At 58.8% G+C, this 15,932-nt stretch carries 13 protein-coding genes; 2 read left to right on the forward strand and 11 right to left on the reverse strand.

Annotation, left to right across the window (positions count from 1 at the left end):
* Nucleotides 1–7 precede the first annotated feature (7 nt).
* Together F8N12_RS14410 and F8N12_RS14415 are read right to left on the reverse strand one after the other, a co-directional pair.
* Nucleotides 8–1,375 carry a DUF1329 domain-containing protein gene (locus F8N12_RS14410; RefSeq protein ID WP_150581019.1) on the reverse strand — a complete coding sequence of 456 codons (1,368 nt, stop codon included), beginning with the start codon at nucleotides 1,373–1,375 and terminating at the stop codon, nucleotides 8–10.
* A 30-nt stretch (nucleotides 1,376–1,405) separates the two neighbouring features.
* The gene (locus F8N12_RS14415) at nucleotides 1,406–3,067 is read right to left on the reverse strand and encodes a DUF1302 domain-containing protein (protein WP_150581020.1); all 1,662 of its coding nucleotides are present in this window, start codon (nucleotides 3,065–3,067) and stop codon (nucleotides 1,406–1,408) included.
* Nucleotides 3,068–3,483: 416 nt separating this feature from the next.
* Here F8N12_RS14415 and F8N12_RS14420 point away from each other — a divergent pair, with 416 nt between their 5' ends.
* Nucleotides 3,484–4,329, forward strand: a complete 846-nt coding sequence (locus F8N12_RS14420) for an SDR family oxidoreductase (RefSeq protein ID WP_150581021.1) — start codon at nucleotides 3,484–3,486, stop codon at nucleotides 4,327–4,329.
* A 64-nt stretch (nucleotides 4,330–4,393) separates the two neighbouring features.
* On the opposite strand, the gene F8N12_RS14425 is transcribed toward F8N12_RS14420, so the two are convergent.
* The 8 genes from F8N12_RS14425 to F8N12_RS27640 all read right to left on the reverse strand — a co-directional run bounded on the left by F8N12_RS14425 (nucleotide 4,394) and on the right by F8N12_RS27640 (nucleotide 14,042).
* Entirely contained in the window at nucleotides 4,394–5,179 is a 786-nt protein-coding gene (locus F8N12_RS14425) for a tyrosine-protein phosphatase (protein ID WP_150581022.1), read from the reverse strand.
* A gap of 2 nt (nucleotides 5,180–5,181) precedes the next feature.
* Nucleotides 5,182–6,381: a phosphotransferase gene (locus F8N12_RS14430; RefSeq protein ID WP_150581023.1), complete on the reverse strand. Its 1,200-nt coding sequence runs from the start codon at nucleotides 6,379–6,381 to the stop codon at nucleotides 5,182–5,184.
* Nucleotides 6,378–7,415: an amidohydrolase family protein gene (locus F8N12_RS14435; RefSeq protein ID WP_150581024.1), complete on the reverse strand. Its 1,038-nt coding sequence runs from the start codon at nucleotides 7,413–7,415 to the stop codon at nucleotides 6,378–6,380. The genes F8N12_RS14430 and F8N12_RS14435 overlap by 4 nt, the downstream gene beginning before the upstream one ends.
* Nucleotides 7,416–7,592: 177 nt before the next feature.
* Nucleotides 7,593–8,954, reverse strand: coding sequence for a DUF1329 domain-containing protein (locus F8N12_RS14440; RefSeq protein ID WP_150581025.1), 1,362 nt, complete (start codon nucleotides 8,952–8,954; stop codon nucleotides 7,593–7,595).
* A 27-nt stretch (nucleotides 8,955–8,981) separates the two neighbouring features.
* Nucleotides 8,982–10,649 carry a DUF1302 domain-containing protein gene (locus F8N12_RS14445; RefSeq protein ID WP_150581026.1) on the reverse strand — a complete coding sequence of 556 codons (1,668 nt, stop codon included), beginning with the start codon at nucleotides 10,647–10,649 and terminating at the stop codon, nucleotides 8,982–8,984.
* Between the two features lie 64 nt (nucleotides 10,650–10,713).
* Nucleotides 10,714–12,204, reverse strand: coding sequence for an aldehyde dehydrogenase family protein (locus F8N12_RS14450; RefSeq protein ID WP_150581027.1), 1,491 nt, complete (start codon nucleotides 12,202–12,204; stop codon nucleotides 10,714–10,716).
* Entirely contained in the window at nucleotides 12,201–13,820 is a 1,620-nt protein-coding gene (locus F8N12_RS14455) for a GMC family oxidoreductase (RefSeq protein WP_150581028.1), read from the reverse strand. Before F8N12_RS14455 ends, F8N12_RS14450 begins: the two co-directional genes overlap by 4 nt.
* 72 nt (nucleotides 13,821–13,892) lie before the next feature.
* Nucleotides 13,893–14,042: a hypothetical protein gene (locus F8N12_RS27640; protein ID WP_191623168.1), complete on the reverse strand. Its 150-nt coding sequence runs from the start codon at nucleotides 14,040–14,042 to the stop codon at nucleotides 13,893–13,895.
* 239 nt (nucleotides 14,043–14,281) lie between these two features.
* Here F8N12_RS27640 and F8N12_RS14460 point away from each other — a divergent pair, with 239 nt between their 5' ends.
* On the forward strand, nucleotides 14,282–14,905 hold the full coding sequence (locus F8N12_RS14460; protein WP_150581029.1) for a TetR/AcrR family transcriptional regulator: 624 nt from the start codon (nucleotides 14,282–14,284) through the stop codon (nucleotides 14,903–14,905).
* Nucleotides 14,906–14,910: 5 nt separating this feature from the next.
* Here F8N12_RS14460 and F8N12_RS14465 read toward each other — a convergent pair whose 3' ends face one another.
* Nucleotides 14,911–15,822 carry a LysR family transcriptional regulator gene (locus tag F8N12_RS14465; protein WP_150581030.1) on the reverse strand — a complete coding sequence of 304 codons (912 nt, stop codon included), beginning with the start codon at nucleotides 15,820–15,822 and terminating at the stop codon, nucleotides 14,911–14,913.
* Between the last annotated feature and the right edge of the window lie 110 nt (nucleotides 15,823–15,932).

Genomic DNA, 15,932 nt, shown 5'->3' on the forward strand with positions numbered 1-15,932 from the left:
AATCACATCAGCGCTGGGTGACCCGCGCCACAATGGCCTCAGGGTTCATGTCACGCTCGGACAAAGGTTTGTCGATGAACTTGTAGCCGCCCTTCAAACCATCATTGAGCAGCGCGTACATGCCTTTGTTGAAGTCATACACGACGTTCTTCACGTTGTACGGGATGTTCTTGTCATACAACTGAACGCCGCTGAGGAAGATCGAGCGATACAGCGCGCCGCTCTTGTCCCAGGCGTCATACAGGCCAACGCCGAAGGTGTCTTCATCCAGGTAGTAAGTACGTTTGCTGTAAACGTGGCGCATGCCCGGCTTCAGTGTCGCCTCTACAACCCACACCCGATGCAGCTCCCAACGCTCGTTCGCCGGGTTGGCGTGGTGCGGCATGAACTGATCTTCCTGCTTGGCAACGCCGAAGTAGAATTTGTACGCGTTGTAAGGGATGTACATTTCCTTGCGGCCGACCAGTTTGTAATCGAAGCGGTCCTGGCTACCGGAGAACATTTGCAGTTCGTCGAACAGCGTCACGCCACCCTGGCTTGCTACCGGTGTATCGAAGGCGAATTCAGGCGCCAGTTTCACCCGACGCTGACCTGGGGAATAACTGAACGAACGACGAGCCTTGGCCAATGGATCGAGGAAGTCGGTAAGCACCACAACTTCACCCGAGCGGCGCGCCGGATAGTCGTTGCGCGAGAACACCCGGGCGTACATCAGCGGGTCGCGGTCTTGCTGAGTGACCTGGTAGTACGGCGTTTCTTCGAACGTCGCCTGCTCGGCGGTCTTGGTGATCGAACCGTTGGCATCCACTACCCAGCTGTTGGAGGAAGTCGTGGTGGAGTAACCGGTGCCGATCTTGTAACGCACCTGCTGGTTCCACATCACTTCGTTGCCGGTCTTCGGGATCGGGAACGGCAGGCCGCCACGGCAGGCTGGATCCACGGCGAGGCCGTCCTTCTGGATTTTGCAGCTACTGGCATTGCGCACCGTCGCGTCCAGCACTGCCTGCGGATAGGCCGTAGTGCGGTGGCTCGGGTACACGTCGAGATAGTAAGTCGGGTACTTCTTTATCAGGGCCTTCTGACCCTCGCTGAGTTTGTCGGCGTATTTGTCGAGGTTCTTGGCGTCGATGCGAAACAGGGGTTTCTCATCCTTGAACGGATCGACCCAAAAACCGCTGTCGGGTTTGAATCCTGCCGGTGCGGTGGTCAGGCCGCCCTCGTAAGCGGGGATCGTGCCGTCTGCGTTGCCGGCCTGAATGGCGCCGAACTGCGTGAGGCTTTTGCCCAGGTCCGCGGCATCGCCAGCAGCAACTGCTGGGAGGCTACACGCCGCAAAACTCATCAAGGCGACAGTTAAAGCAAGTGGACGTTTCATGAACACGTTCTCCGATTCTTGTTTGATTTATCAGAAGGAGGTCTTAAAGGTGAAAGCCAGCCAGCCGCGGTCTTCACCGCCGACATTGCCGTTACCGGCAACGGTACCGTTGGCCAGGTTTTTCGGTTGGGCCGCTGTGTCGGCATATCGCAAGCCGAACTCGTACAACTGGGCATAAGTGAGCTTCACGCCGACGGAGTAAGCCAGGGCACCTTCGCTGCCACCACCGGCTGTCGGCGCGTTACCGTGCAGCCCGTAGTTGACGGTCAGAGGCACATCCATATCCCAGGAAGGGAAGATCGAAATATATTGCGGAGTGTAGTTGACCGCGACAGCGTAATAGTTCTTCGAAGAGCAGCCATCCGACTCGCTGCCGGACCCGGCAATGCCTGGCGTTCTGGCATTGGTGCAGGCGTTTTTGCCGACCCCTTTATAGAGTTCTTCATGCTCGGTCACACGCTGCAAGTGGCTGTAGGCGAATTCACCGACCAGCGTTGCGTTGTTGGAGATGAAGTTACGTGGCACGCCGTAAACGGCGTTGGCAATGAAGTGAATGGTATCGCCGCGCGGGCCTTCGTTGTCCAGGGCGCTGACGCCCGTAGCATTCAAGGCACCGTTCATGCGGTAGGACAGTTCGGAACCCACTGCGACCGTGTTGAATACCCGGGCAAAACTGACGCCAGCCAGTTTCACGCCTCGCGGGTAAACAACCCGATACGCACCCTGCGCGGCTTTGACTTGCGGGGCGAGCCATGGCTGATAGTCGTCGAACTGACGGTAGTACGCGCCAAACGTAGACTCGACTTCTTCAACGTTGAGTTTGGCCATTACACCCCAGTTCTTACCATCGCGGCCGAAGCGCGAATCCTGACGCTGAAAAGCTGCGCCGTTAGGTGCCAGCGGCAGTTGGTCCGGCCCTTCGAACAATGGGTCAGCCGCACCGAAATAGGTACCACCATAAGGGATGCGCGTAGGCTCCCATTCATAGAAGTACTGACCGGCAACGGACAGGTGATCAGTGACCTGCGCCTTGGCCGAGATCTGCCCGACCGGCAAGAACACTTCCTTGGTTTCGATACCCGGGCTGGTCGATGCTTTCACGCCATCGCTGGGTGCCTGGGAGTAGGACACCGCGTGCCCCCCAAACAGCAGGCTTTCACCCCAGTAGTTGGTGTGGCGGCCGACCTTGAGGTTGACCGGAGTATCGCCCACGTTGAAGTTGCGCCAGACAAACGCATCGAGAATCTCACCCGACGGCCCGTTCATGTAGCGGTCCACTTCGTTGCTGTACTTGTTGTTGTGATAACTGGTGGCGTAGCCGGGAATGTTGCTTTCCACCTTGTCGTCGTTGTAGGCCTGGTCGAACCAGCCCGCGGCGCTGAGACGAGCGCCCCACTCGTTGAGGTAGGAAAAATCGAACTCGCTCAACACATCGAGACGATTTGTAACAATATCGCCCCGGTCGAACTTGCCGTCGGACTCGTCGAAGTTCGGCGTGTTCATGATGCGACTGTCTTGACTGTCTGTTCGCACGCCCAGGTTGTAACGGACTGTGTTATCCCAGCGCAGGCGGTAGTCGGGGTTGGGGAGATCGAACGAAAGCGCCATTACGCCTGGAGCAACGCCAGCCAGCATCAGCGTAAACGCACCTTGAGCCAGCACCAGCCGACTCTGCTTGGTCTTATGTTTCATACACACTACCTTTTATTTTTATTTTCAGCCGTTATGTGCGTTCAAACGATCCTTCAAGCGCCCTGCGAAACCTCACAGGGTCATTGAAATCGCGCTTGGACAGTCCGCTCAAAAGGTCTGGCAGGCATCCAGGACCACTTCCCTCCTCAGCTGAAAGTCACCGTAACGGATCGCAAAATAAAATTCCACATAAAGATTTGTGTTCTCTATCCAGAATCACGCTTCCGTTTGCGCGCATAATTGATTCAGCTGCAGGTAATCCTTGGCTAATACTGCACACATAACAGATAAACGTTCAAATAATCTTTGACGCTTTCCTCCTTTAGGCTTTCAATGACCCTGCGTTGACCACCAGAATCGTGGTTCGGCGCAACGAAACGGCAGTCAACCGGCAAAAAAAAACAACAGGAACCCCCATGAACATTGATTTGAGTGCCAAACGCGTGATCATCACGGGTGCTTCCCGAGGCATTGGTCTGGCGATCGCCCGAGCATTCGCCGCGGAAGGGGCACGCGTTGCCATTTGTGCGCGCAACGAGGACGACGTCCATGCTGCCGGCGCACAGCTTGCGGAACACGCCCAGGCCGTTATCGCCCGCGTCGTTGATGTCACCGACAGCGACGGAGTCAAAGCTTTCGTGGCGGAAGTTGCACACACTTGGGACGGCGTCGACGTGCTGGTCAACAATGCCGGTCAAGGTCGTGGCGGCAACCTGGATACCCTCACACCCGAAGTCATCCTCGAACACGCCAATATCTTGCAGATGGGGCACTTCCGCTTCGTTCAGGCCGTGGTGCCGTTCATGCGTGCACAGCGCTGGGGGCGGATCATCGAGATCAACGCGCTGGCCGGGGCGATCCCGACGCCAGACGGCATTCCCTCGGTGATCAATCGCGCCTCGTGCATCGCCCTCTCCCGCTCGCTGGGCATGTCACTGCCCAAGGACAATATTCTGGTCAACAGCCTGAATATGGGCTGGATCGATACCGGCCAGTGGGACCGTCACTACAAAGAAATGGGACCAGGTGTCAGCCGCGAAGAGTTCGACGCCATGGTGATGAAGGTCGTGCCGCTCGGCCGCTACGGCAAGCCTGAAGACGTTGCCGGCATGGCGCTCTTCCTCGCCAGTGAATATGCCAGCTTCATCAGCGCGGCCTCGATCGACATCGCTGGCGGAATGGGTGGGCAGATCGCCTATTTCCCGACGCTCAAGCGCGATTTCGCGGCGGCCATTGCATCACGCAACGCGGCAGGCGAATAACCCGAGCACGCATTCAAGCATCCACTGACCGCCGCGCGTGCGGGGTCAGTCCCGGTCCGTAGTCCTAGGCCTCCAGCAGACTGTTTCGCAGCGCCTGCAAGCCTTGCTGGCTCAGACCACTGAAGCGCTGCAGGTATGAATCCAGCCCACCGTAATCGGCGTCGATCGCTGTATACGCGGCATTCAGATACTCGGGACGGGCATCCAGCACCGCATCGAGTGCCGCCTCGCTGACCACTTGGCCCACCAGGTGACTTACCGTCATGCTCATGGCTTGCTGACGCTCCACTTGCAGCTGACTGAATCGACGTGCCGACAGCAAATAATCGGCCATGACAAGTTCCGGCGCGACGCCCAGGGCGTGCAACAGCAGCATCACCGCAACCCCGGTGCGGTCCTTGCCGGCCGCGCAATGAATCAACACCGATGCATGCCGGTTAGAGAACAGCTCAAACAGCGCAGGCAACAACGGCGCCAACAGCTGCGGGAGTTGCCGATAAACCTCCAGCATCATGTTCCGCGCGCCCTCCTCCGTCGGGTTTTCAGCGAACATGGCGGCAATCCGGGGGTCGGCACGAACATCACCCAGGACTTGCAGGTGAAGTTGTGCAATAGCAGATTCCGGGACGCAGTTGGGGTAACGTTCGCGCTCCCCCGCGCTGCGTAAATCGCAGACGGTTTTCAGGCCGATCCGCTGCAAAGTCTGCCAGTCTTCAGCCGTCAGTCGATGCAGCTGCTCTGCCCGCAACAGGTGATGGTTACCGATACGACGACCACAACCGGTGGGCATGCCTTTGAGGCTGCGAAAGTTGTCCGCGCCCTGCAAAAGCAAGTCTTCCTGCCCAGCCATCTTCAATCCTCCAATAGATGTTGATAGGCCTGCGTCAATGGACGCGCACCCTGCCCCAACTCCGGCATGCGGCGAGGCGTACGCCCATGCGTCAGCAAGCGCAAAGTATCAAAATCTTCCGCAGCGGCGAAGAAGCGTTGCACCATCGGCAACCCGGCCTGTCCCCATTCATCCATGTTGGACATCCAGGTCTGCATTCCCCAAACCGGCCAGCGCCGGAACTGTTCCCAGGCAGCATCCTGGTCAAGCACGCCTTCGGCACCGAGACTGATCAGTTTTTCGCGGTACAACCCCAATAGGCGTTGCGCATCGGTGCGCCGTTCCTCGACGGTCAGTGCCCCCAGCATGAAATAGGCGACATCGCGCCATGGCCGGCCACGCCTCGCCAGTTGCCAATCCAGCCAGATTCGTTGGCCATCGCTGCGTAAAAAACTGTTGCCCTGATGCGAATCACCATGGATCAGGCAGCTAGGTGACGTCTGTTCGCGTTCGAACGCAGCCAATTCATCGAACGCATGGCTGAACAATTCCGGCGTCTCGTACATCCATTTCGGCAACAGCTTCTGATAGTCGGGTTTGCGCAAGTTGACCTTTATGTAGTTGTACATGCGCAGCAGCCCCTCGGTGTCGACCGGGTTGGCCATCGACACCGGCAGCCAGCTTTGTGCTTGTAACTGCGGGCTGTTCCAGGTGGCCGCATGCAAGGTCGCGAGAGATTCCAGCCCGCTAGCGACACCGTCCACGCCGAGGTGATCATTGCTATGACCAAATTGTCCGGCTGCCAGGCCAAGGTCTTCCATGATCACTACGCCCCGACCACCGCCATCCGCGTCCCAGTCCGTGAAATACAGCCTCGGTAATGGCGCATCGGACCAGCCGCGCGCCAAATGATAAAAACGCGCTTCCAGCTCGCAAATATCTCCGCTCTCGAATCCCTCGGACCAATTCGACTTCAGGCACACTTGCTGCGCAATGCCGGCGTGCCGACCGATTTCATTCAACTCGAGGCTGGCGCGAAACTTTGTGGTGTGCCCGTTTCGTACCTCCACCGCCTCCAACGCCAGTACCTCGATGCCCGGGTAGCAAGGCTGCATCAATTGCGTAAGCCAGGCCGCGCTGAGCTCGCTCAAGTGCCGAGGCAGGCGTCCGCTACGCTGCGGATAGGGGCGCCCGGCTGGCATGGCCAGCAAGCTGTCCGTCACGGCGTCAGAATCCGGTCCGACCCAACCGGCACTTCAAGCTTGAGCAGTTCGATGGCATTGCCACTGCGGATCCGCTCACGGTCGACCGTCGACAAACCAATCCCATCGGTCAAATCCCCATGGTCATAGGCGCCGCCGAAGTTGGTGCCGTACAGCAAACGCTCGACCCCAACCACCTCGGCGACTCCACGGCGCAGGCCGGGCGCATGCACATCGAGGTCGAAGTAGAAATTTTGCATGTAATCCATAAGCGGGCGCTGGTTGCGCGAATCCGGAGCCATGGCGCGATTCAATTCACTCAAACGCCCCAACTGGAAAACCGCCATGCCACCTGCGTGGGTGATGTAGGTTTTCAACGTAGGGAAAACATCCAGCGCACCACCGCAGATCAGGTACCAGAAAAACAGCGTTTCATCGACACAGTCGCCGATAATCGACGTGGTCTCGAACTTGTCGTCGGTGTGTTTTTCACCCCAGTAAATCGACTGGTTGAAGCCATGCACCATGATTGGCACATCCAGCTGAGTGAGTTTTTCCCAGACAGGAAACAGGCGTTCGTCGTGCGCCTCCAGACCATTGAAGTTGGCTCCGCCCACGCATACGCCTTTGGCGCCTAACTGCGTGACCGCGCGCTCGATTTCCCTGGCGGCGTTTTGCGGGTCGGCAAGATTGGCATGACACCAGAAATCGAAGTGGTCGGGATCGGCACGGCAGAAGGCGGACAACTCGTCGTTGCAGATGCGCGCGTATTCATTGGCGAAATCGCCTGCCCAATACATGAAGCAGTGGGACGGTGTGGACATCACCAGTTTGTCGACACCGCGCTCGGCCATCAGCGCCCGGCGGCTGGCGTGGCTCATACGCGCCAGCAGATTCGCCTGCGCTTCGGCATCTGTTGCGGCTTTGGCTGGTTGTTTGGTGCCGAGGGCAAAATGACCTACGGTCAGCCCTTGCACCTTCATGAAGGGGCCCCAGAACTCGTGACGGTTGAACATGCCCTCGGTCAGCAAGTGGGCGTGGACGTCGATCAGCATGGCGTTCTCCTTGTTGTCATTTGCCAGCAGGTCCGAACCCCCTTGGGCGAACGGCCGGGTCGTTTGATGCGATGAATGCACCAGGAATAATATAAACACATAATAGATATGTGTTCATATTATATCTGGATGAAATTTGCGCGGAGGGATGCCAGGCTCAACCAATCATTCGCCAGGTCAGCGTTGCGTCTCCTGAGAAACAATCGACTCGGGTTTCATATCACGCTCAGACAGCGGCGTGTCGTGCACCTGATAACCACCTTTGAGTCCATCGTTCAGCAACGACCACATGCCCTTATTGAAGTCGTAACTGACGTTTTTCACGGTGTAAGGCAATTTCTTGTCGTACAGCTGTACACCGCTCAGGAACAACGCACGGTAGAGAACGCCGCCCTGATCCCAGGCGTCATACAGGCCGGCTCCGAACGTGTCTTCGTCCAGGTAGTACGTGCGTTTGCTGTATACGTGGCGTTTGCCCGGTTTCAACGTCGCCTCCACCACCCAGACCCGATGCAGTTCCCAGCGTTCGCAGGCCGGGTTGGCGTGACGCGGCTTGAATTGCTCTTCCTGACCGCAGCTGAAATAGAACTTGTAGGCGTTATAGGGAATGTACATTTCCTTGCGGCCGACCAGCTTGTAATCGAAGCGGTCCTGGCTGCCGGAAAACATCTGCAATTCATCAAACAGGTTCACGCCCCCCTGATTGGGCACGGGCGTGTCGTAGGCGAACTCCGGCGCCAATTTGATGCGGCGCATGCCCGGGGTGTAACTCCAGGCGCGGCGCGGCTGGCTTTGCGGGTCCAGGTAGTCCGCAAGAATGATCAGTTGACCGGCACTGCGCGCCGGATAGCTGTCCAAGGCCCAGGCGCGGTAATACAACTGCGGATCCCGATCGGTTTGTTTGGTCTGGTAATACGGCGCCTCTTCCATGGTGGCGGACTCGGCGGTCTTGGTCACCGAACCTTGCGAATCAATCACCCAACTGTTGGATGACTTCGTGGTGGTGTAACCCTGGCCCTTGTAGCGCAACTGCTGATTCCAGATCACTTCGTTGCCGTTTTGCGGCAATGGAAAAGGCAGCCCGCCCCGGCACGCCGGGTCGACTGCAAGGTTGTCCCTGGCCGTGCGGCACGCGCTGGCGTTGCGCACAGAGGCATCCAGAATATCTTGCGGGTACGCGGCGGTACGGTGCGTCGGGTAGATATCAAGGTAATACTCGGGGAATTTACTCAGGAGCATTTTTTGCCCGCCGCTCAAGCGATCAGCGTACTGCTCCATGTTTTTCGAAGTGATGCGCAGCAGCGGTTTTTCATCCTTGAAAGGGTCCACCCAGAATCCGCTATCGGGCTTGAAGCCTGGCGGGATTTGCGTCAGGCCGCCGGTGTAAGGGGGAATGCTGCCATCGGCATTGCCCGCGATAATCGCGCCGAACGGCGTCAGGGTTTTACCGATTTGCGCCACCTGATCGGCCGGTGCCGCGCCCTGGCTGGCCGTGGCGATGGTCAACAGCGCCAGTGCCCATGCAATTTGTCCTTTCATAAACAGATACTCCGCTTTTCAGCTTTGTCAGATGGAGGTTTTGAAGGTGAAGGCCAGCCAGCCACGGTCTGTGCCGCCCACGGCGCCGTTACCACCGATGGTGTCGCCGGGAATGTTTTTCGACTGGGCCTCGGTGTCGGAGTAGCGCAAGCCAAATTCGTAGCGCTGGGCGTAGGTCATTTGCACGCCGGCCGACCACGTCAACGCGCCTTCGTTACCACCGCCGGCGCTGGCGGCGTTGCCCGACAAACCGTAATTGACGGTCAACGGCACCGTCATGTCCCAGGACGGGAATATCGACAGGTATTGGGGGGTGTAATTAACCGCTATGGCGGCGTAATCGCGGGTCGAACAACCGTCGCGCTTGCCTCCGGAACCCGGCGTGCCCGCCCGCGGATCTACGCAATTGCTGCTGTTCTCACCCAGATAAAGCTCTTCGTGGTCAGTCACTTTGCGCAAATGGCTGTAAGCGAATTCGCCTATCAGCGTGGCGTTATTGGCAATGAAGTTGCGTGGCACGCCGTACACAGCGTTGGCAACGAAGTGGAAGGTGTCACCGCGCGGCCCTTCGTTGTCAGTGGGGTCCACGCCCACGGCGTTCAAGGCAGCGCCTTTTCGATAGGAAATTTCGCTACCGACCGAGACCGTGTCGAGCACAGTGGACAGGCTCAAACCGATCAGTTTGACGCTGCGCGGATACACCAGACGATAGCTGCCGGTGGCAGCGGACACTTCAGGTGCGAGCCAGGGTTGGTAGTCATCGAACTGGCGGTAGTACGCGCCCAGCGTCGACTGGATGGCGTCGACGTCGTATTTGGCCATCACACCCCAGTTGGCGTAGTCACGACCGTATTTGGATTTCTCTCGATTGAGGGATAAACCCGGCGCGACCGGCAAACGGTCCGGGCCTTCGAAAAAAGGGTCTGCAGCGCCAAAGTAAGTGCCACCGTAAGGGATCCGGGTGTAATCCCACTCGTAAAAATACTGCGCAGCCAGGGTCAAATTGTCGGTAGCCTGGGCCTTGGCCGATATCTGCCCGATGGGCAGGAACACTTCCTTGGTTTCGATACCAGGACTGGTGACGGCCTTGGCACCATCAAGTGGCGCCTGCGAGTAGGAAATCGCATGCGCACCGAACAGCAGCCCTTCGCCCCAGTAATTGGTATGCCGGCCAATCTTGACGTTCACCGACGCATCGCCCAGGCGAAAGTTCTTCCACACGAAGGCATCGAGAATTTCCCCCGACGGGCCTTCGACGTAGCGTTTCACTTCCGAGCTGTATTGATCGTTGTCGTAGCTGGTCTGGAAGCCGGCGACACGGCTGCGCACATCACTGTCGTGGTAGGCCTGGTCATACCAGCCGGCTGCACTGAGACGCGCGCCCCATTCTTTGCGATAGGAGAAATCCAGTTCGGTCAGCAGGTCGATACGGTTGGTGACGATGTCACCTTTGTCGAACTTGCCGTCAGATTCATCGTAATTGGGGTTGTTCATGATGCGCCGGACCTGATCTTCCATGCGCATGCCCAGGTTGTAGCGCAACGTGTTATCCCAGCGCAGGTTGAAATCCGGGTTGGCCAATTCGATGGGCGCCGCCATGGCCGCACTATCGTACCCCATCGCCAATTCCCCGACAGCCAGCAATACCACCGCGCGCCGGGCTCGCATGCGGCCCTGTTCACTGATCTTTTTCATGCCAACCACCTGTTGTTTTTATTGTCAGTCGTTCGGATGCGCCCTCGGTTACAGGGCGCTACGGCTAGCGTCCGATGGGATAGATGATGGATTTTTCCTGGGTGAACTCTTTAAGCCAGTTCGGCCCGAATTCGCGGCCCAGCCCCGAGCGCTTGAAGCCACCGATGGGTGCGTATGGCAGGCTGCCGCTGCCCCCGTTGATGTAAACGCTGCCGGCGCGAATGCGTCTGGCCATGGCGTAGGCGGTGGCGGCATCGGCCGAGGCCACGGCACCGTTGAGGCCGAAGCGTGAATCGTTAGCGATGGCAATGGCTTCGTCATCGCTGTCGAAGCCGATCACCACCCCCACTGGCCCGAAGATTTCTTCCTGAGCGATGTGCATGTCGTTGCGCACGCCATCGAACAGGGTGATGTCGCTGAAAAAACCTCGCTCAAGGTGGGCGGGTCGTCCACCGCCACACACCAGCGTGGCACCGGCATCGCGGCCACTGGCAATGAAGTGTTCGACCTTGGCGCGCTGCGATTCGCGGATCAGCGGGCCCATCATCACGCTCGGGTCCGCCGGGTCGCCGACTTTCCACTGCCCGGCGATGGCTTTGGCGCACTGCACAAATTGCTCGCGCACCGACTGGTGCACTACGAAACGCGTCAACAGTGCGCAACCTTGCCCGGCATTGACCGCCAGCCCGGCGATGGCACCCAGCGCGGTGGCCTTAATGTCGGCATCGGCGCGCACGATCAACGCCGACTTGCCACCCAGTTCCAGGTGCACGCGTTTCAGGGTCGGCGCCGCCTGACTCATGATGCTTACACCAACTGCCTCCGAGCCGGTGAACGAGACCATGTCTACCCGTGGGTCTCTGCTCAACAGGCTGCCCACCTCAACGCCGCCAGTGACAATGTTGAGTACTCCTTTGGGCAAGCCGATTTCCTCGGCAACCTGACCGAACAGCAGCGCCGAGAATGGGGTAAACGGCGAAGGCTTGAGCACCAGGGTGTTGCCCGCCAACAACGCTGGAAAGACCTTGGCCAGGTTCAGCAGAAACGGAAAGTTGTAGCCGGTGATGCCGGCCACCACGCCGATGGCTTCGCGCTCCACCGTGCCGCTGCCCAACAGCATTGGCCCGGTCGGGTTGAACGGATCGGGATTGGCCTGCACAGGGATTTGCAGACTGTCGCTGTGCAACGACTGCTCGATTGCGGTCAGTACATGACCCAGCGGCATGTCCACCTGCATGGCATACGTCACGCCCTGAGAGCAGCCGACTTCAGCGATGATCAGCGCAGCAATCTGCTCCCGTTTAGCCACAAGCGCAGCGTGCATGCGCCGCATATAAGTGGCGCGCTCGGCCATACTCAGCCAGGGCCAGGGGCCGTTATCAAAAGCGTTGCGCGCGGCGGCGATAGCGCTGTCGGCGCTGGGCAAATCACCGGTCGGTGCATGACCGATCACCGCCTCCGTTGCCGGATTGAGCACCGCTTCGCGCGGGCCATCGGCGGCCACCCAGGCGCCGTCGATGTAGAGTTTGTCCAGTTGGGTAAACGGGATACTCATGGTGCTGGATCTCCTGAGACTTTGCCGGTAATAAGCTCTGCGGCGCGCATGGCGATGGCCATGGCCGGGGCGTTGGTGTTGCCGGACACCAGACACGGCATGATCGAGGTGTCGACCACACGCAGGCCTTCAACGCCTCGAACACGCAACTGAGGATCGAGCACCGAAGCGCTGTCGCCCCCCATGCGGCAGGTGCCGGACACGTGGTAAGCGGTTTGGCCGAAGCGGCGGAACGCGGCAAGAATCTGCTCATCGCTCTCCACCTCAGGCCCCGGGGTCAGTTCGCCGACAATGAACGGCTTGAGTCCCGGTTGTGCAGCAAGGCGGCGAAACCAGCGGAACAAGGCAATCGCGGAGCTGCGATCAATGTCGGCGCTCAAGTAATTGGCATTGATCTGCGGCGGCACCGAGGCATCTGCCGATTGAATGCGCAGCTCGCCCTGGCTTTGCGGGCGCAGAAAGTAGCCGCCGATGGTCAGGCCGGGCCGCTTGTCGATTTCGACCTTGTTGCCGTCGCCGTCCATGGAATAGAGGCTGACGCCGATCTGCGCGTCCGGACTATCCAGCTCCGGGCGGGTTTTGATAAAGCCACCCGCCTCGTGGGCGGCATGGGTCATCGGTCCTTTCTTGCGCAGAAAATATTGCGCCACGGCACCCAGCAACCCCATCCCGTGGAAGCAGTGATTGAAGCTGCCGCTGGTGACCCGGTACTGCATGGCCATGTAAACGTGCTCGCGCAGGTTGCGCCCCACTTGAGGGGCGTGTTGCAGCACGCCGATACCCAGTGATTCCAGCAACCCCGCCGGGCCGATGCCGGACAGTTGCAAGAGCTTGGGCGACTCGATGGCGCCGGCGCACAACAGCACCTCGCGGACCACCGCGAAGCGCGCTTTGCCGTCACTTCCCATGACCTGCACGGCGCTCGCGCGACGTTGGCTGAATTCGATGCGCTGCACGAGCGTGCCGGTCATGACCGTCAGGTTCGGGCGTGTGCGCACCGGGTCGAGAAATGCTTTGGCGGCACTGAAGCGCTGCCCCTTCCAGGTGGTTTGTGGCTGATAACCGAAGCCTCCGTGACTGACCGAATCGACATGGTTGGTGTCGTCGGTACGCGCCGCCCCAAGCTCACCCGCAGCGCTGATCACCGCATCACAGAGGGCGTGACCGGATGGGTGCACGCTGACCTTCAACGGGCCACCCACCCCGCGCCATTGGCTTTTGCCCAACTGGTGATCTTCCAGGGCTACAAACTGGCGGCCCATGTCTTCCCAGCCCCAACCGGTACAGCCTTGCGCTTCCCAATTGTCGTAGTCGGCAGGTGTGCCCCGCACATAGACCATGCCGTTGACCGAACTGGAACCACCAATGGTCTTGCCTTTAAGCCACTGTTCGTCGCTCATGCCCTCGCCGCGTGCGGCCTTGTAGCTCCACACATGGGGGTTGCCGGGACTGAGCAGTTTGCCGATACCACGCGGCATCGCAATCAAGGGGCTGGTGTGGTCCGGCCCGCTCTCGATCAGCAACACTGAAACGTCCGGGTCGGCGGACAGACGATTAGCCAGGACACAGCCAGCCGACCCCGCACCGATGATGATGTAGTCGTACGATTTGCTCATTGTTGTTCTTCTTTTGCTGGTTGCTTAAAGCCTTGATGACGGGGCGACGGTCACCGTGGTTCGTAACCGCTATCAATCATCTCGATGACTCGCTCCGGACAGGCTCTGGCGCTGCGTTGCGCCAACCCGTTTGGTGAGTTCCAACCACAGGTCGAAATCGCGTATCAGATGCTCGGGGATGTGGGCGGGAACAGGTACTGGCGTTTCAGGAGTGTTATTCATTATTGTTCTCCAGGGCCTCAGTCGGACTGGAGAAACGGTAAGGCCGAGGGCACAAAGGCACAACGGACAGAACTGCAAAACTGTACGGCATGCGATGGATTCATTAACACTTTCACGAAAAATGTTCTAAAACTAATCTGTGTGGAATGAAAACCCGCCGTTACTGTTCGTCGATCACCGCCGGAAAGCTCAACTGCCCGGCGCCAAGAAATCAATAATAAGCACCGCCGAGGTTCAGCATGTCTCACCTAGCATCCGTGCCACTGTCCGATAAAAACCACGCCAGCCAACGCCACGCTTTGCGTTCCCGGCGTACCCGTGAATTGCTCCTGGACCACATGTACCGTCTGGCGCTGGAGAAGGGCTATGAAGGCATCACCGTTCAGCAGTTACTCGACAGCACGGGGGTGGCGCGCTCTACCTTCTATGCGCATTTTCGCGACAAGGAAGATCTGATCGTCGCCGGCTACGAAGCCATCGGCACACCTTCGACCAAGGTGACCGAGGTCGATGGCGACCGCCGCGTCCTACTGGATGTTTCAGCCTGGCTGTTCAGCGCCACTGAACGCCACGCGGCGTTGACGACCTCATTTTTCAGCGGACCGGGGCAGAATGTGATTCTGGCCCACCTGGAAAACATCCTGATCATCCAGGTCCGCGAGCATTACCGAAAACAGGGTCTCTATCAGGTCGATCAACTGCGCGGCGAAGCGGCCGTGCGCTGTTTCGTTGGTGCCTTGGTCGGGCTGTGGTTGTGGTGGGTGCGCCATGATTATCCAAACCCCGCGCGGGAAATGACGGAGACGTTCGATGGCCTGATGAACAACGGCACCTGGCCGCCCGACCAAAGCGTGCGCCAGTAACCGGATTACGAGGCGCAGGCCATGACCAGAAATTGCCGGAATGCCTGCGCCGGTGCTGACAAAGCGTTGTCCGGCAGCCAGATCAGCCCCAGCTCCATAGGTGGAATCACGTCTACCAATGGCCGGATCTCGATTTTCTTGCCTTCCAGCGACCAGGCCCGATAGAGCATGTCCGAAAGAATAGTCACGCCAAAGCCATGCCCCACCAGTCCGCGCAATGCCTCGATGGATGAGGTACGCAAAGCCACTTTGGGAGCGAGCCCGCGCGAGTTCCAGTAGCGCAAGGTCGAGGTCTCGCCCTCATCCACCGTTGCAAGGATATAAGCATGGGCGGCGACGTCTTCAAGGTTGATCGAGGTAGCCGACATCAACGGATGCTGACTGGACAACCAGAGCTGGCGGCGCGAGCGGATCAACACCTGGTGTGCGAACCCTTGCAGGTTCAGGGTGTTCGAGACAATCGTCAGGCCCAGGTCCAGATCGCCGTCACCCACAGCGTCTTCTATGCTCTGCCGGTCCATGTCGATCAATTCGATTTCTATCTGCGGATAGCTGCGTTTGAAACGTGCCAGCAACGCCGGCAGAAAGTAGCCCAGCACTGTATAGGAGGCGCCTACGCGCACAGTACCTTGCAGGGCATGGCCAAGAAACAGCGGTTCACTGAGGGCATCCTGCAAGGTGTCCAGAATATGCCGCGCATGCTGGGCAAACTTGTTGCCCTCAGCGGTCAGCGTCACCCCATGTGGCAGCCGGTCAAAAAGGCTGACGCCCATGGACTGTTCCAGATGCAACACCGCTGCGGTGATTGCGGACTGCGACACGTGAGCCTTCATCGCCGCCTGGGAAAACTGCCCGGCATCCGCAGCGGCAACGAAATAGCGCAATTGGCGCATGGAAATATCTTTGCCTTTGGTCATTCGATTTTCTGATACCTGCTGCCTGAATTTATAAAACAGCTCGATCCAGGGGGTGGTTACACTCCAGAACGGGTAGCTGCCCCAACCTATCGTTATCCTTCGAATTTCAG

Origin of the sequence: Pseudomonas fluorescens (genome assembly GCF_902497625.1) — a bacterium.
Taxonomy (GTDB): domain Bacteria; phylum Pseudomonadota; class Gammaproteobacteria; order Pseudomonadales; family Pseudomonadaceae; genus Aquipseudomonas; species Aquipseudomonas fluorescens_BQ.

Excerpts from the sequence above, each read along its gene's own strand:
- F8N12_RS14435 (WP_150581024.1), bottom strand. The coding sequence starts at position 7,415 with ATGCTGATCGACGTCCACGCCCACTTGCTGACCGAGGGCATGTTCAAC.
- F8N12_RS14425 (WP_150581022.1), bottom strand. The coding sequence starts at position 5,179 with ATGGCTGGGCAGGAAGACTTGCTTTTGCAGGGCGCGGACAACTTTCGC.
- F8N12_RS14440 (WP_150581025.1), bottom strand. The coding sequence starts at position 8,954 with ATGAAAGGACAAATTGCATGGGCACTGGCGCTGTTGACCATCGCCACG.
- F8N12_RS27640 (WP_191623168.1), bottom strand. The coding sequence starts at position 14,042 with ATGAATAACACTCCTGAAACGCCAGTACCTGTTCCCGCCCACATCCCC.
- F8N12_RS14415 (WP_150581020.1), bottom strand. The coding sequence starts at position 3,067 with ATGAAACATAAGACCAAGCAGAGTCGGCTGGTGCTGGCTCAAGGTGCG.
- F8N12_RS14450 (WP_150581027.1), bottom strand. The coding sequence starts at position 12,204 with ATGAGTATCCCGTTTACCCAACTGGACAAACTCTACATCGACGGCGCC.
- F8N12_RS14445 (WP_150581026.1), bottom strand. The coding sequence starts at position 10,649 with ATGAAAAAGATCAGTGAACAGGGCCGCATGCGAGCCCGGCGCGCGGTG.
- F8N12_RS14455 (WP_150581028.1), bottom strand. The coding sequence starts at position 13,820 with ATGAGCAAATCGTACGACTACATCATCATCGGTGCGGGGTCGGCTGGC.
- F8N12_RS14420 (WP_150581021.1), top strand. The coding sequence starts at position 3,484 with ATGAACATTGATTTGAGTGCCAAACGCGTGATCATCACGGGTGCTTCC.
- F8N12_RS14460 (WP_150581029.1), top strand. The coding sequence starts at position 14,282 with ATGTCTCACCTAGCATCCGTGCCACTGTCCGATAAAAACCACGCCAGC.
- F8N12_RS14410 (WP_150581019.1), bottom strand. The coding sequence starts at position 1,375 with ATGAAACGTCCACTTGCTTTAACTGTCGCCTTGATGAGTTTTGCGGCG.
- F8N12_RS14465 (WP_150581030.1), bottom strand. The coding sequence starts at position 15,822 with ATGACCAAAGGCAAAGATATTTCCATGCGCCAATTGCGCTATTTCGTT.